Origin of the sequence: uncultured Mesonia sp. (genome assembly GCA_947499595.1) — a bacterium.
GTDB classification, from domain to species: Bacteria; Bacteroidota; Bacteroidia; order Flavobacteriales; family Flavobacteriaceae; genus Mesonia; species Mesonia sediminis.
The window spans coordinates 122659-136855 of the sequence record CANMOY010000004.1 but is presented as its reverse complement, the minus strand read 5'-3'; the positions used below and the strand labels follow the sequence as shown (position 1 = coordinate 136855).

At 35.5% G+C, this 14197-nt stretch carries 16 protein-coding genes; 2 read left to right on the top strand and 14 right to left on the bottom strand.

Annotated features, from left to right (window positions below; translation table 11 throughout):
- Positions 1 to 143: 143 nt before the first annotated feature.
- From ACH2AZ_RS06370 to ACH2AZ_RS06335, 8 genes are all read right to left on the bottom strand, one after another.
- Complete coding sequence (locus ACH2AZ_RS06370) at positions 144 to 503, bottom strand: hypothetical protein (RefSeq protein WP_394907151.1); 360 nt, start codon at positions 501 to 503, stop codon at positions 144 to 146.
- Positions 504 to 687: 184 nt separating this feature from the next.
- Positions 688 to 930, bottom strand: coding sequence for a hypothetical protein (locus tag ACH2AZ_RS06365; protein ID WP_394907150.1), 243 nt, complete (start codon positions 928 to 930; stop codon positions 688 to 690).
- Positions 931 to 1545: 615 nt separating this feature from the next.
- The gene (locus tag ACH2AZ_RS06360) at positions 1546 to 1836 is read right to left on the bottom strand and encodes a hypothetical protein (protein WP_394907149.1); all 291 of its coding nucleotides are present in this window, start codon (positions 1834 to 1836) and stop codon (positions 1546 to 1548) included.
- Between the two features lie 114 nt (positions 1837 to 1950).
- Complete coding sequence (locus ACH2AZ_RS06355) at positions 1951 to 2457, bottom strand: hypothetical protein (RefSeq protein WP_394907148.1); 507 nt, start codon at positions 2455 to 2457, stop codon at positions 1951 to 1953.
- 5 nt (positions 2458 to 2462) lie between these two features.
- Positions 2463 to 3200, bottom strand: coding sequence for a hypothetical protein (locus tag ACH2AZ_RS06350; RefSeq protein ID WP_394907147.1), 738 nt, complete (start codon positions 3198 to 3200; stop codon positions 2463 to 2465).
- Positions 3201 to 3272: 72 nt separating this feature from the next.
- Positions 3273 to 3704, bottom strand: coding sequence for a hypothetical protein (locus ACH2AZ_RS06345; protein ID WP_394907146.1), 432 nt, complete (start codon positions 3702 to 3704; stop codon positions 3273 to 3275).
- A 210-nt stretch (positions 3705 to 3914) separates the two neighbouring features.
- The gene (locus tag ACH2AZ_RS06340; protein WP_394907145.1) at positions 3915 to 4619 is read right to left on the bottom strand and encodes a DUF4377 domain-containing protein; all 705 of its coding nucleotides are present in this window, start codon (positions 4617 to 4619) and stop codon (positions 3915 to 3917) included.
- 37 nt (positions 4620 to 4656) lie between these two features.
- Positions 4657 to 4833, bottom strand: coding sequence for a CAL67264 family membrane protein (locus ACH2AZ_RS06335; RefSeq protein ID WP_255504407.1), 177 nt, complete (start codon positions 4831 to 4833; stop codon positions 4657 to 4659).
- Positions 4834 to 5006: 173 nt separating this feature from the next.
- Here ACH2AZ_RS06335 and ACH2AZ_RS06330 point away from each other — a divergent pair, with 173 nt between their 5' ends.
- Both ACH2AZ_RS06330 and ACH2AZ_RS06325 read left to right on the top strand, forming a co-directional pair.
- A complete protein-coding gene (locus tag ACH2AZ_RS06330) occupies positions 5007 to 6635 on the top strand; it encodes an acyl-CoA carboxylase subunit beta (protein WP_394907144.1) in 1629 nt (542 codons plus the stop codon).
- Positions 6636 to 6798: 163 nt separating this feature from the next.
- Positions 6799 to 8391, top strand: coding sequence for a M1 family metallopeptidase (locus ACH2AZ_RS06325; protein WP_394907143.1), 1593 nt, complete (start codon positions 6799 to 6801; stop codon positions 8389 to 8391).
- A gap of 15 nt (positions 8392 to 8406) precedes the next feature.
- Here the strand turns inward: ACH2AZ_RS06325 and ACH2AZ_RS06320 are convergent, their stop codons facing one another.
- The 6 genes from ACH2AZ_RS06320 to holA all read right to left on the bottom strand — a co-directional run bounded on the left by ACH2AZ_RS06320 (position 8407) and on the right by holA (position 14158).
- The gene (locus ACH2AZ_RS06320; RefSeq protein ID WP_394907142.1) at positions 8407 to 9564 is read right to left on the bottom strand and encodes an AMP-binding protein; all 1158 of its coding nucleotides are present in this window, start codon (positions 9562 to 9564) and stop codon (positions 8407 to 8409) included.
- Positions 9492 to 10430 (bottom strand): CPBP family intramembrane glutamic endopeptidase, encoded by a 939-nt coding sequence (locus ACH2AZ_RS06315; RefSeq protein WP_394907141.1) that lies wholly within the window; start codon positions 10428 to 10430, stop codon positions 9492 to 9494. Before ACH2AZ_RS06315 ends, ACH2AZ_RS06320 begins: the two co-directional genes overlap by 73 nt.
- A 5-nt stretch (positions 10431 to 10435) precedes the next feature.
- Entirely contained in the window at positions 10436 to 11476 is a 1041-nt protein-coding gene (locus tag ACH2AZ_RS06310) for an o-succinylbenzoate synthase (RefSeq protein ID WP_394907140.1), read from the bottom strand.
- A gap of 11 nt (positions 11477 to 11487) precedes the next feature.
- Positions 11488 to 12168, bottom strand: coding sequence for a metal-dependent hydrolase (locus ACH2AZ_RS06305; RefSeq protein ID WP_379045838.1), 681 nt, complete (start codon positions 12166 to 12168; stop codon positions 11488 to 11490).
- An 86-nt stretch (positions 12169 to 12254) separates the two neighbouring features.
- On the bottom strand, positions 12255 to 13151 hold the full coding sequence (gene menA / locus ACH2AZ_RS06300) for a 1,4-dihydroxy-2-naphthoate octaprenyltransferase (RefSeq protein WP_394907139.1): 897 nt from the start codon (positions 13149 to 13151) through the stop codon (positions 12255 to 12257).
- Positions 13151 to 14158 carry a DNA polymerase III subunit delta gene (gene holA, locus ACH2AZ_RS06295; RefSeq protein WP_394907138.1) on the bottom strand — a complete coding sequence of 336 codons (1008 nt, stop codon included), beginning with the start codon at positions 14156 to 14158 and terminating at the stop codon, positions 13151 to 13153. Before holA ends, menA begins: the two co-directional genes overlap by 1 nt.
- Positions 14159 to 14197 lie beyond the last annotated feature (39 nt).

The following is a 14197-nucleotide window of genomic DNA, read 5'->3' as shown; positions in this document are numbered from 1 at the left end:
TTAGGCTTTTGAATTACGTGCTTAGCTTTATTATGAACTAAGTGTAATTCGGAAACAAATAGAAAAACAGCTTAAAAGAAATAGTTGTATTTAGTAGATGTTAAAAGAGTAAAAGGTTGTCCTTAACTATTTACTAAGCATCGTCATATCCGCTCATTTCTCCAAAATACCGGGTATTTCACAAACTTCTTATCTGAAATCACCTCAATCACATAATTTTGGAAAACTCCGTTTCTAGTGGCCGGAGGCCTTTTATTGTCAAAAATCCAACGGTTTCTTTTTTCATTGATTTCTTCTAAATCAGAAAAATGGTAATCTTTTAAATGTTTTATACAGAGTGTATCCGCTTTTTCTGAGTAGGGATAAAACAAGCTCAAATGTTTGCTGCTTTTATCTTTGATACTAAAATAGACTCCAATCTTTTTTTGATAATCCCAGTTTGTAATTTTTCTATTGGCTTCATTCTTTTCAAACCTCACGTAAATAGTATCTTTCTTATACATTGATTTTTGCCCGAAAGAAAGTATCGGGCATAAAATCAATAGTAAACTTAAAATTTTAATTGCAGCCATTGGGAAAAGTGTTTTTCATATTAGTAATTTGATCTTTTATTGCTTGTTGTTCTTGTGGAGATTTTAGTTGCCAAGCTTTTATATCAGCAGTATTTAACTGTTTTTCTAAAAGGTGTTAATCTAAAGATATGGCATCCCACACAAGATACGTACTGTCAGATTTCTTTTTAATAAAAATAAGACTGTTGCTTCCTATACCTTTTGGATATTCAAAATCTCTTTGCCTAAACTTTTCTACAGATAATTTTAAAGCACAATCATTAAGTTCTAAAGATTGTAATTGATAGAATTTTCCAGCTACATATCCTATTTTAAACGTTGGATAATGATAGGGCCCTCTTTCCTTATATTCTTCCATAGCTCGATCCCGGGTTTAACAATAGAAAAACTAGCACGGGTAGAGTCTTTGCTCATTTCCATTTTAATGTGCTTGGTATTTTCGGCTAAACAAATGCAAATTTTCTTTTGTGCAAGTCCTTTTAATCCTATAAATAAAAGTAAACTAATTAATACAATTATGTGTTTCATTTGTAATGGCATTAACTATCAATCTATCGTATGTTCATTACGCCAATAGACCCTGTATTTAATAAAATGATCACCGCAGTCCTCGATTAGATAGGTTACGAACTTCCCGTTCTTGTCATGAGGTGGAAAAATTTCACCCCATTTTTTCTGAAGTAAATTCAAATTTTTTCTATACCATTGTCTCCCCAGACTATCTAGATGTTTTAACTCGGTAAAATGATAGTACTGCAAGTCTTTCATAGGCAATGTGTCTGACTCTTCACTATTTGGATAAATTAGGCCATTACCTTCATACAAATTAAAATTAAGACCATTCTTATTTCTAAATTTTATTCCCCTGTAATGAGGTAATGAGCCATCATTCGGTTTATATTTATGATAAATAGTATCTTTCGGAATAACGATTTCCTGTGTAAAGCCCTGAAACCATATAAGCAAAAGAAAATTAATTAGGACAGTTATGTGTCTCATTTGAAATAGCATTATTTATTATTGAATCAATTTGTGCTTGGTTTACAGAAGGATCATTCCACGCCTCTGTATTTTTAAAACCTATCCACGCAATAGCGTTGTAAAATGCATCGGAATGTTGGTAATTATCAATATCTTTTAAAGCATTTTTTATTAAAGTAATAAAATAAGCTGCCTTTAAGCTTACTGAGTTGGGGTAGACTTTAAGTATAGCGGTAGGACCAACCTTAAATGCGTGTATTAAATTGACAACTTTTGAAATCATTAGGTATACTTTGCATTTATCCTTAAAACCTATTCGTTGTAAAACACAAGTACTCGTAGTAGACATTTTTCATCTACGAGTACGAGTGCTGAACAACCCATAGTTTCCGCAATATTATTGCACTTCTATTCTACTCTTTAACAATGCCATCTCATAGCAGGGAACAAAAGTTTTTTCTAAGTCTGCTTTAAAAACTATAAAAATGTTATAGCGTTTAAAAGTCTTTTTTCTATTCTTTTCTAGATATTCATAATAGTAGGAATAATGTTTACTAAAAAATTGCCCTAGTTCTTTAATATTAAAATCGTTTAGTTTTGCCATAAAAAGTTGAATATCCTCTAGGTTTCCTTTCCTTTTTAACTCTGTAATCATTTCTTTAGGTAATGAATATTTGTAATTATTTTGAAAGTTCTTTGGAAAGTTAGTGTGCCGCAGACTCAAATACCAATTCTTACGCTTATTAACATGGTAATATTTGATTTTAACATTAGAATTTCCGTTTTCCTGAATTATAGAATCTATTCTTCTATCCACCACTAAAAAAAGACTTTTGGATACCGCTTGTGCAAAAGTACATTTTACAAATAGTATGAATATTATAATACTTATACAGTTTTTCATAGTAATTAGTTTGGACAGTTGTGGGTAGATGCAAATATATATTGTTGATAAGCATCATTAATAACATCCTTTTGATTTTGGGGCATATCTTGCCAAGCCTGTACATCATGATGTTTTAAACCTTGCCAAGCTAAAGCTTCATAGAAATTATCAAGATCAATTTGACCATTATTCGATAGGTAATTATAATCCCCAGTCATAACAGTCATATGGTAACTTTTTAATGCTTCTTTCATTGAATTTACATAAAGAGCAGCCATGGTTTCATGTTCTGGTGAAGGTTCAAAATTGTTATCCTTAAAACTATTGTAAGTGGTTCTGAAATTGACTAGTTCAGCATTGTCATTCTCAGAATTATACTTTCTAAAAATATCAGCATGAATATACTCGTGTAATAGAGTTCTAACTACTTCTAAAGCTCTATTACTATTTGCTTTAGAAGTGCTAATCTCTATTTTAATTATATTGCTCGTTGGCGTATATATAGTTTTACCATTTACATCTGTAGTATTTCCATTTTCATCTGTATAGAAGACTTGGTCTTTTGATCTTATGTCTATACCAAATTCGGAATCATCTCCTTCAAAATTGGCTAATAAATCTTGTACAAAATTGTTACCGGACTCTTTCAAATGTTCATCTAAACATTTTTCTTTACCGACTAACTTACTAATTATCTTCTCCTCCCAATCCACTTCTGCATCGGGTTGTCCATCACCATCATTGTCTTGCAGCGCTGGCATAGCTTCGCGTAAAAAAGCAAATGCTTCATCGCTATAATTATTTTGAACTAAAAAATCTATAAGGTTTTGCTTTTATGCATCCTTTTCAAGCATATCATCAAAACTACTATAAACAAATTCTAAATCGGTTATAGGGTTTTGGGAATCTTTATAGTCTTGCAATGCCTCATGAAAATGATTGATCGCATTGGTGCTAAATGAAGATTCATATAATAAAGATATTGAATTTATAAAGAACTGTAGGTGTTCTTGTTTCATTAAGTAATTTAAATCGGCTAAACTAATACCTAAGAAGTCACTTATGTGTTGCGGACTGTATTCATCGGCTAAAATACCCATTAATATCCTATCACAAGGGTCAGTTATAGGTTCATTCGCATCTACCGGCTCTGTATAAATTATTAAATTACCCGGTTCTGTGTTTGTAGAAACGGCCCATTTGTCTATGCTAAGAGGAAATTCAACACCAGCTTTAAATCTACGCCCAGGTGTGTGTGTGTGCAAGCAATTGCTTGCTTTTTACTTAAATACATAGTTTAATTGTTAATATTTTCTCAAACTCACCTATAATCCTACAAAATTACAAATAATCTAAAAAATATAATGAAATATACCCAATACCGGGTAGGTAGGAAAAAACATAGCAATCTAGACCAATTTATAGAAAAGCCTTACAGCATCAAGCTTAGAGGAAAGAAAACTATAAAAAACAGCCTACTCCTTTATAAAACGAAGAACTTGAAGATCATTTAAATCATATAAAATTAAAGCTTCTTCCTGTAAAGCATATTTACGCGCTTTTAACAGGGCTCTGGTGTAATTTTTAGCCAGGGCTTGTTTTTCTTCTGGGCAGGCCTTTCTAGTTTGTGCAATGCTATTTATATGAAAACTAGTGGCATCTAATTTTTTCATGCTTCCGTTATATGCGTTGCATAGGTTGTTGCCATATACTTTTTGGGTTGCCAAATCAATTTGTAAACGAGGGGTATCGTCAAGACCGTCTAAAGGTTCTTCATTTAAAGTAGAAAGCTTCCAATTACCGTGTAGTTGAAATAGCTCATCTTGCTTTTTTTGTATAACCTCAATCAACTTATAGTTTAGGTTAGACATATCGGCGGGTAAATTATTTGCTTCTTTTTTAATCACCTTCACTTTAATTTTCTGAAAATAACCCGGTTTAAACTCAAAGCCCTCTATAGCATTGTAAAAGTAGGTATAACTCAGCGTATCGCTCCACTGGTCGGCATCGCTCACCATTAAACAATTTTTGGTACCAGCTCCTGTATCGCAATTGCTTCGGTAAGCATTCACCCAAAACACGGCTATATCTTTTTCATTTTCTAATTTTTTGTCAGACCGGCAAGCTGTCAGTGAAAACAAAAAAATTAGCGTTAAAACTGAGAATAACTTGTACTTCATAAAATTTAAGGGGCTAAAGAAATTTTGGTAATTAAAACTAAACGCGTCCTTTCAAAGCATTGAAAACCCAAGCAATGGCAAAAAAACCAATACCAACGGCTGCAAAACCATATCCGGCTACATCATTGTACCTAAATGCGCCTAATGCAATTAAAGCTACACCTACAATAATCATAATAAAAGTTGCCCAAGCTAATACTGTATTTTTATTCATCGCCATGAAATCGAATTTATAATTTAGATTAACAAAAATACAATCAAATTATAGAATAATCCAATTTTATAAGCGAGCATTGGTTTATTAGCCGTAGTATTTTTGTATTTTCGTGGCTTTAGTCGGCTTTAAGCCGAACGAATAACCCACTAAGATCAATTATTTGGAATAAAATGGATATAAAATTCAATAAAAACGAAGACCATAACAAATTACTCGTTGCAGACCTAAAACATAAACTTAAAAAAGTGTATTTGGGTGGCGGTGAAAAACGTATAGAAAAGCATCACGCTAAAGGAAAAATGACGGCGCGTGAGCGTATAGATTTCTTGTTAGACCATCCTAAAGAGGCAATAGAAATTGGTGCCTTTGCAGGTGAAGACATGTATGCAGAACACGGAGGTTGCCCCAGTGGTGGTGTTGTGGTTAAAATAGGTCACGTACAAGGTAAACAGGTTATTGTGGTTGCCAATGATGCTACTGTAAAAGCTGGCGCTTGGTTTCCCATTACCGGAAAGAAAAACTTACGTGCTCAAGAAATCGCAATAGAAAATAGATTACCTATTATTTATTTGGTAGATAGTGCCGGGGTTTACTTGCCTATGCAAGATGAAATTTTTCCCGATAAAGAGCATTTTGGAAGAATTTTTAGAAATAATGCGGTTATGAGCAGTATGGGTATTACTCAGATTGCTGCCGTGATGGGTAGCTGCGTAGCAGGCGGTGCTTACTTACCAATAATGAGCGACGAGGCCTTAATCGTAGATAAAACAGGAAGTATTTTCTTAGCAGGTAGCTATCTAGTGAAAGCAGCCATTGGTGAGAGTATAGATAATGAAACCCTTGGCGGAGCTACCACTCATTGCGAAATAAGCGGCGTTACCGATTATAAGGCTAGCGATGATAAAGATGCTTTAACCAAAATAAAAAATATTGTAGATAAAATAGGAGATTTTGATCAAGCCGGCTTTAATCGAAAAAAATCCGCTCCGCCAAAATTAGATGAGCAAGAACTTTTTGGACTCTTACCGGCCAAGAGAAGCGACCAGTATGATATGATGGATATCATTAAACGTATAGTTGATGATTCTGCTTTTGAAGAATATAAAGCTGGTTATGGGCAGACCATAATTACCGGTTATGCTCGCATAGACGGTTGGGCCGTAGGTATTGTAGCCAATCAGCGTAAAATTGTTAAAACCAAAAAGGGTGAGATGCAATTTGGTGGCGTAATCTATTCTGACTCTGCCGATAAAGCAACGCGTTTTATTGCCAATTGTAACCAGAAAAAAATCCCGCTGGTATTTTTGCAAGACGTTACAGGATTCATGGTAGGGAGTAAAAGCGAACACGGCGGAATAATTAAAGACGGTGCCAAAATGGTTAATGCAGTGAGCAACTCGGTGGTACCCAAGTTTACCATCGTAATAGGTAACTCCTACGGTGCAGGAAATTATGCGATGTGCGGTAAAGCTTATGACCCCCGACTTATAGCGGCTTGGCCTAGTGCAGAATTGGCGGTGATGAGTGGTAACTCTGCAGCCAAAGTATTGTTACAAATAGAAACGGCATCGCTTAAAAAGAAAGGAGAAGAAATTACTCCTGAAAAAGAAAAAGCTTTGTTCGATAAAATCAAAGCCGATTATGACAAGCAAATTAGTCCGTATTACGCGGCAGCCAGAATTTGGACCGATGCGGTAATCAACCCCTTAGATACGCGTAAATGGGTGTCAATGGGTATTGAGGCGGCTAACCACGCTCCTATCACCAAAGATTTTAATCTTGGCGTAATTCAAACTTAATAAAGTTATCAACTTATAATTCACCGGGATGCAAATCGATAGGGTTATTTGCATTCCGGTTATTTTTTTAAAAAAATTGTATCTTCCCTATAGTTAATTTAGGAAATAGTCTTCTTACATGCGTTTGTCTTCAATTCTTTGTTTTATTCTACTCGGCTTCTCGATGCAAGCACAATTACTCGATTCTAAACCATCAAACTTTACTCGTGCCGACAGCTTACGCGGAAGTTTACGCCCAGAAAGATCTCATTTTGATGTGCTAAAGTACAATCTAGACATCAGCTTAGACATTAAAAATAAAAGCATACAAGGGTTTAATGAAATTACAGCAAAGGTGCTTAAAGAGCAACGCTTTATGCAAATTGATTTATTTAAGAATATGCAAATAGATTCGGTAATTTATAAAGGAAAAACTCTAGCTTATGAGCGTGAAGCAAATGCTTTTTTCATCGATTTTGAAAAAAAGTTACCAGCGGAAAAGCAAATCGTTTTTAGCGTATATTATAGCGGTAAACCTAAGGTAGCGGTTAATGCTCCTTGGGATGGTGGATTTATTTTTTCAAAAGACAAAAATGGGAATCCTTGGGTAAGTGTGGCCGTGCAAGGCACAGGAGCAAGTTTATGGTATCCCAACAAAGATCATTTAAGCGATGAACCCGAAAGTGCGCGCATCCACGTAAGTGTACCTAATGGGTTAATGAATGTCTCAAACGGCCGACTGGTGGGTAAAAAAGCTATTTCACCCGATCTCACGCGTTGGAGCTGGGAGGTTAAAAACCCTATTAACAATTACAACATTATTTTAAATGTAGGAGATTATACTTTGATCAAAGACGAGCATAAGGGTGTAGATTTACATTATTACGTGCTTTCTTATAACGAAGATAAAGCCAGGCAGCATTTTAAGGAAGTTAAACCAATGATGGATTGTTTTTATGAGAAATTTGGCGCCTATCCTTTTATTGAAGACAGTTACAAATTGGTAGAAACGCCCTATTTGGGTATGGAACACCAAAGCGCTGTAGCCTATGGCAATCAATTTAACAATGGTTACTTGGGTAGAGATCTTTCTGGCACTGGTGTAGGTTTAAAATGGGATTTTATCACCATTCACGAAAGCGCGCATGAGTGGTTTGGCAACTCTATAAGCGCCAGCGATATAGCCGATTTATGGATTCATGAAGCTTTTACAACCTATGCAGAATCAATTTATGTGGAGTGCCGTTGGGGTAAAGAAGATGCGCTAAAATACCTTTACGGAATTAGGGCAAATATTGAAAACCAGTCTCCTATTATTGGCACCTACGGAGTAAATCATGAAGGCTCTGGAGATATGTACTATAAAGGAGCTAATATGCTAAATACACTACGTAGTATAATTGGTGATGACAAAAAATGGTGGGATTTGTTAAAAGCCTTTAGTCTCAACTTTAAGCATCAAGTAACCAACACCCAAGAGGTAGTGGACTTTTTTGAGGTGCATACGTCTGTAGAGGTTAGTCCTATTTTTTATCAATTCCTCAATTATCCCGACTTACCTGAATTGCAAATTAAAGAAAAGCAAGGTAAATTAGTCGGTCGTTGGGTAGCCGATGTTCCTAATTTTTCTATGCCCATTCGACTAGGTAACCAACAGAAAAATAAAGTTTTTGATTTAACCTCCCAATGGCAAACTATTGATTTTGATTTAAGCCTTGATGAAATTGGCTATCCCCGTGCGGAGTACTACATCCGCTTTAAGCGAATAAAAAAATAAAAGTTTCTTTAAGTATTATGCGTTTTTATTCAGATAACTGGCTAAGGTTTGTTGTCTTTGCACTTTTCCTGTGTGGGTTTCGGTAAATTTTGCAACGCATAAAATTTTCTTGGGTAGTTCATATTTTTCCAAGTTCTTCATATTATTCAACCTATTATAAAGATCTTGTTCGGTTAGTGTTGAGAGAGCGGTTTCAACTACCAAAACTACTTGTTCGCCCAAATCCTTATGCGGTAAACCAGCAACAAAGAATCGTTCTGGAAGCAAATTACTCAACTTACGCTCAATAACTTCGGGAAAAACCTTAACACCTCCGGTATTAATCACTCGATCATACCTACCCTTCCAATAAAAACTATGTGCATCGAGCAGCTGCACAACATCATTTGTTTGTATTTTAGTTGGTGAAATTCGCGGCGCATCAATTTGCAAACAATTGCGTTGATCTACGCTTAAACTAACTTGAGGCAGTGCCGTAAAAGCCACGTTTTTTTGCGGGGCATGATTCACTGGTCGGGCTGCAATATGGGTAATGGTTTCGGTCATTCCATAAGTTTCAAAAATTTGGGTTTTTAAAGCTTGAACAGCCTGTACTTGTAAGTTAGACAAAGCGCCACCGCCAACAATCAATTTATTTATGTTATGCAAATCTTTAAGGCTATGACTCACTTGAAAAGGGGTCATTGCAGAGAAATCATATTGTTTGGTGTTAGCGTCAAGCGGATTTGATTTTGGTAAGCCCAAATCTAGATGCCAGCCCAGATGCATGGCCCTTACCAACATCATTTTACCAGCTATATAACTCACTGGTAAGCACAAAAAAGCCGAAGTTTGCGCAGGAAGATTAAAATACTCTCCTGTAGCCTCTGCCGAAGCCCGCATAGCGGTCTTACTTAATTTAATGCTCTTTGGTTTTCCTGTAGAACCAGAAGTTTGTACTTCAACCTCAGCATTGGCCGATTGCCAATCGGTGATAAAATCATTTACCGCTGAATAAAAAGCTTTTTTTTCTGCAGTAAGTTCATTTAAAATTTGGGTTTTAAAGGCAGTATAATTTAATCCGTTAAGTTTAAAATCGGGGTGCATATTGCTAATTCTAATTAAATTGATGGATTTTGTTCGGGTACAGGTACTTGAATTTTTCCGGTTAGCTTTTCTTTCCAGTTTTTCCATTTATAGACTTTTGCCATAATTATAAAATAAATAGGATATAAAATAATCAAGGGTAAAAAGGTATCCCAAGTAACGGTGGGATCTGCAATATCTATAAGCACCGACTCACTTTGAAAGGCTGTCCAGTCTGCAGTAACCAACAAGATGGCAATTAAATTATTAGCTGCATGAAAGCCTAAAGCAAGCTCTGTACCTTCATCCATCAGGGTAATTATTCCTAGAAATAATCCGGTGCCGATATAAAAAATCAAAATACTATACCCCATTTTACCAACTTCTGGGTTGGCAATGTGTAGTAAACCAAAAATTAGGCTGGTCATTATTAAAGGAAACCACCTGTTTTTAGCTAGTACTCCAAAACCTTGCATGAGATAACCACGAAAGATAAATTCTTCTAGACTGGTTTGAATAGGCACTAATACAATAGCCATCACAAACAGTATTAAAAACTTATCGGGTTTAAAATTCCATATATAATTTTCGGGTGTCATTTGGTAACTTATCAAAACACTTACCGATGTAAATATACCTACCAATGAAAAACCTAGCAGAACGCGTTTCCAATCTACTTTTTTACGGGTGGTTGTTATCGTTTTTAGATTAATTTCATGTAAAAATTTAAGCGCTATCCATAAACCAATAAAACCAATAGCAAAAGAGATTAAAATAAAAAAAGTGGTTGAGTTTTTATCTAAGGTTTGCATTAAGCGATCGGCTTGCAAAGCCATAGGATCAAAACCACTTTTTAGCAGCACGGCAAAAAGTAAGGGCAATTGCCCAATTGATGCCACAATTGCAATAATTAAAGACCCGATGAGGTAACGCCAAAAATCGGTTTTACCGCGAAAAGCTTGCTCTATAAACATATAACTTAAGAAATAAGGGTTAAATCCCAAGACTGGCTGGGATTATAAAATAATTGATCTTTTTTAACGTATAACGGACTAGCGATATTATTGGTAAACAAACTACCTGTTCCTAAGCCTTGCGGCATTTCATTGTTTAATTGAAAGGTAAATTGCGCAATAGCATTTAGTCCTATATTGCTTTCTAAAGCACTGGTGATCCACCATTTAATATTTTGTTCCTCAGCGATTTCAATCCATTCTCTTGAGCCGGCAAAGCCTCCTACCAAGGTAGGTTTTAAAATGATATACTGGGGTTGAATGGTTTTTAGCAACTCTTCTTTTTCAGGCCTTTGGGTTACTCCAATTAGCTCTTCATCTAATGCAATGGGTAAAGGAGTGGTAGCACATAGCAAAGCCATATCTTCTATTTGTTTAGCTTCTATGGGCTGCTCAATACTATGCAGTTCATAATCACTCAATCTTTTTAGTTTTTCTAGCGCCTCTGTAGGTGAAAACGCCCCATTAGCGTCTACCCGAAGCTCTACATCGCTGGCTGTAAATTCTGAACGAATGTATTTAAGAAGTCGCAATTCTTCTTGAAAGTCTATTGCCCCTATTTTTAATTTTATACAATGAAAACCTTGGTTTAATTTATCGGTGATTTGCTTTTTCATGTAGTTTTTATCTCCCATCCAGATTAAACCATTGATGGTTATTCCTTGCTCTTTTTGCGTAAAAGCCGAAGGGAACAATTCAAACCCCGTCTTTGATCGCAGCGAGGCAAATGCCATTTCTACACCAAAAAACAGTGCGGGGAATTCGCTGAGTTGTGCTAAAAGTTGCTTTTCACCTAGATGAATATGCTCACAAACCCATTGTAATTTTTCTTCAAATTGCGGAACATCATCATAGCTTAATCCCTCAAACATACCGCATTCTCCGTAACCTCTTTTACCCTGATGTTCAAGTATCAAAAACCAAGTATTTTTGATTTTTAAAACCCCACGAGAAGTGCCTCCTGGGGTTTTAAATTGTAATGAATGTTTTATAAATTTTGCTTTCAATGAGATTACTTTTAAACGTTTACACTTTCACCAATGGGCAACAAAATCAATTCTTTTTTCTTCATTTTAAATTTCTCAAGCGCTAAGTCATGGTCAATTTTAATCACATCAAAAGTATCATAATGACAACCTAAAACTCTGTTGCATTCAATAAAATCGCTTGCTAAGATAGCGTCATCTACGCCCATTGTAAAATTATCACCAATAGGTAAAACAGCTAAATCTACTTGATGCCTCAAAGGGATTAATTTCATATCGGCATGCAATGCAGTATCTCCCGCAATGTAAAGACATTTTTCATTGGCTTCAATGATGAATCCTCCGGGTTGCCCTCCATAACTACCATCTGGAAAAGAACTGGTGTGTACGGCATTTACATATTTTACGGTTCCAAAATCAAATTCCCAGCTACCACCGTGGTTCATAGGGTGTACGTTAATACCTTTTGCTTGGTAATGATTGGCAATCTCAAAATTACTCACCAAGGTTGCCTCATTTTGCTTAGCTATTGCCTCTGCATCTAAGGTATGATCTTGATGCGCATGGGTTAGCAACACATAATCGGCTTTTAAATCTTGTAAATCTACTTTCTCATTTGCCAAAGGATTACCTGTAATAAAAGGATCTACAATGATATGTTTACCATTGATCTCTAATGCGAGGGTATTTTGCCCGTAAAATGTAATTTTCATATTTTTTATTTTTTATTGTCTTAGCTGATGGCTAAAAATAAGCAATAGCACTTAGAATTTAAATGAATTAAAAAATTTATAACAAATTAAATCCACGCAAGTAACAAATAAATTAGAGCAATTATAAAGGTACTTAAGGCAACTTTCTTTAATTCTGGATCTAAAGTTTTTGGCTCTTCGTGTTGTACCACGGTATATAGATGCTTAAATAGAAGTATAAATGGAATTAAAGCTAAATTAAATTGAATAGGTAAATTGTAATTAAACAACAAAAAGCACAAAAAGGCTAACAAAATTAGACCAATATGGTAGTTTGTTGCTTTACGGATGCCCCATTTAACCACCAAAGTGTTTTTATTGGAATTGGCATCACTCAAACGATCTCGCATATTATTAAGGTTAAGTACTGCTACGCTCAAAGTTCCTACCGCAATGGCTGGTAAAAAATAGGTGAATTTTATTTGATGCGTAAATAAAACGGCACTACCTACGACAGCTACCAAACCAAAAAATAAAAATACAAAGACATCTCCTAAGCCTCTATAACCGTAAGCACTTTTACCAACGGTATATTTTATAGCAGCGGTTATGGCAGCTATTCCCAAAAGGAAAAAGAAAATGCTTAAGGTGAAATTTTCACTTCCGAAAGCTGAGTAAATCAGTAAAACTGCAAAAGCTAAAGACAAAAGGCTACAAAAAATCATTCCTATCTTCATTTGCTTGTCGGTAATGATGCCACTTTGTAGGGCTCGCATTGGCCCTACCCGTTCTTCATTATCGGTGCCTTTAACACCATCACCATAATCGTTGGCGAAATTAGAAAGTATTTGCAAGCACAAGGTGGTACACAAAGCGTAAATAAAAATAGAAAGTTGAAAATCTTGTTCAAGGTGGGCCAATACCGCTCCCAATAAAATTCCCGAAATAGATAAGGGCAAAGTACGCAAACGAGCGGCTTTTACCCAAGTGATAGCTTTTTGCATCAGGCTCTTAATTTAATTAGCAGTTCTTTATACAACTCTGCTGCGGGTAAATTTTGTGCTCCTACTCCTTTCGCTTTCAAGTCGAGTTCGCGCAAACTTGCCACAATGGCACTTACACTTTTCATAGAATAAGCTTGAGCTCCCAAAGTAAAATCTTTGACAAAAAAGGGCGAAATACCCAGTGCACTAGCCACCTCATTGCGACTACTTTTATTTTTTAAACCATGAAATAGCAATAATTTTGAAAAGAAATTATATAAAACAGGGATAGTTTTTAATATGGGATGCTCTTTGCTGTTTTGGGCATAGTAATTTATGATTCTAAAAGCTTTTTTTTGGTCCCTACTAATCAGGGCTTTTTGAAGTTCAAAAGAATTAAAATCTTTACTTATTCCTATATTCTCTTCAATTATGGCTGGAGTAATTAAACTGCCTTCTGGCAAAATAAGGCAAAGTTTATCGAGTTCATTATTAATTTTACCCAAGCTAGTTCCTAAAAACTCAGCTAAAAGCATTGCAGATTTTGGTTCTATGCGGTAGCCTCTTCTCGCTACTTCATCGATTATCCAGCCTGGCACCTTATCTTCATACAAGGGTTTACTTTCAATTACAACCCCCTCTTTTTTAATATTTTTATATAGCGCCTTGCGCTTATCGATGCTTTTGTATTTATAGCATAGTACCAATATGGTGCTTTCTTGCAGTTGCGGTATAAAACTATCCAGATTATATATGCTCTTATTTAACTCTTGGGCCTCCTTAATAATAACCACCTGATGTTCTGCCATCATTGGGAAGCGCTTCGATTCACTAATGATTTGGTCTACTTCAATATCTCTTCCGTATAAAACCACTTGATTAAATGCGCGTTCTTCTTCCGTAAGGGCATGCTGGGCTATATATTCGCTTATTTTGTCAATATAATACGTCTCTTCACCCATAAGCAAATAAACCTTTTTAAACTTTCTTTGCTTCAAATCGCGAAGTACCGCGTTTATTTCTTTCATTCTCTTTAAATTAAAATTTGTTTCTGGCTTTCGCCGGAT

What these genes read in the sequence shown, in the direction of transcription:
- ACH2AZ_RS06370 (WP_394907151.1), bottom strand. Translation starts at nt 503, where the DNA reads ATGTATAAGAAAGATACTATTTACGTGAGGTTTGAAAAGAATGAAGCC.
- ACH2AZ_RS06365 (WP_394907150.1), bottom strand. Translation starts at nt 930, where the DNA reads ATGGAAGAATATAAGGAAAGAGGGCCCTATCATTATCCAACGTTTAAA.
- ACH2AZ_RS06360 (WP_394907149.1), bottom strand. Translation starts at nt 1,836, where the DNA reads ATGATTTCAAAAGTTGTCAATTTAATACACGCATTTAAGGTTGGTCCT.
- ACH2AZ_RS06355 (WP_394907148.1), bottom strand. Translation starts at nt 2,457, where the DNA reads ATGAAAAACTGTATAAGTATTATAATATTCATACTATTTGTAAAATGT.
- ACH2AZ_RS06350 (WP_394907147.1), bottom strand. Translation starts at nt 3,200, where the DNA reads ATGCCAGCGCTGCAAGACAATGATGGTGATGGACAACCCGATGCAGAA.
- ACH2AZ_RS06340 (WP_394907145.1), bottom strand. Translation starts at nt 4,619, where the DNA reads ATGAAGTACAAGTTATTCTCAGTTTTAACGCTAATTTTTTTGTTTTCA.
- ACH2AZ_RS06335 (WP_255504407.1), bottom strand. Translation starts at nt 4,833, where the DNA reads ATGAATAAAAATACAGTATTAGCTTGGGCAACTTTTATTATGATTATT.
- ACH2AZ_RS06330 (WP_394907144.1), top strand. Translation starts at nt 5,007, where the DNA reads ATGGATATAAAATTCAATAAAAACGAAGACCATAACAAATTACTCGTT.
- ACH2AZ_RS06325 (WP_394907143.1), top strand. Translation starts at nt 6,799, where the DNA reads ATGCAAGCACAATTACTCGATTCTAAACCATCAAACTTTACTCGTGCC.
- ACH2AZ_RS06320 (WP_394907142.1), bottom strand. Translation starts at nt 9,564, where the DNA reads ATGGAAAAACTGGAAAGAAAAGCTAACCGGAAAAATTCAAGTACCTGT.
- ACH2AZ_RS06315 (WP_394907141.1), bottom strand. Translation starts at nt 10,430, where the DNA reads ATGTTTATAGAGCAAGCTTTTCGCGGTAAAACCGATTTTTGGCGTTAC.
- ACH2AZ_RS06305 (WP_379045838.1), bottom strand. Translation starts at nt 12,168, where the DNA reads ATGAAAATTACATTTTACGGGCAAAATACCCTCGCATTAGAGATCAAT.
- menA (WP_394907139.1), bottom strand. Translation starts at nt 13,151, where the DNA reads ATGCAAAAAGCTATCACTTGGGTAAAAGCCGCTCGTTTGCGTACTTTG.
- holA (WP_394907138.1), bottom strand. Translation starts at nt 14,158, where the DNA reads ATGAAAGAAATAAACGCGGTACTTCGCGATTTGAAGCAAAGAAAGTTT.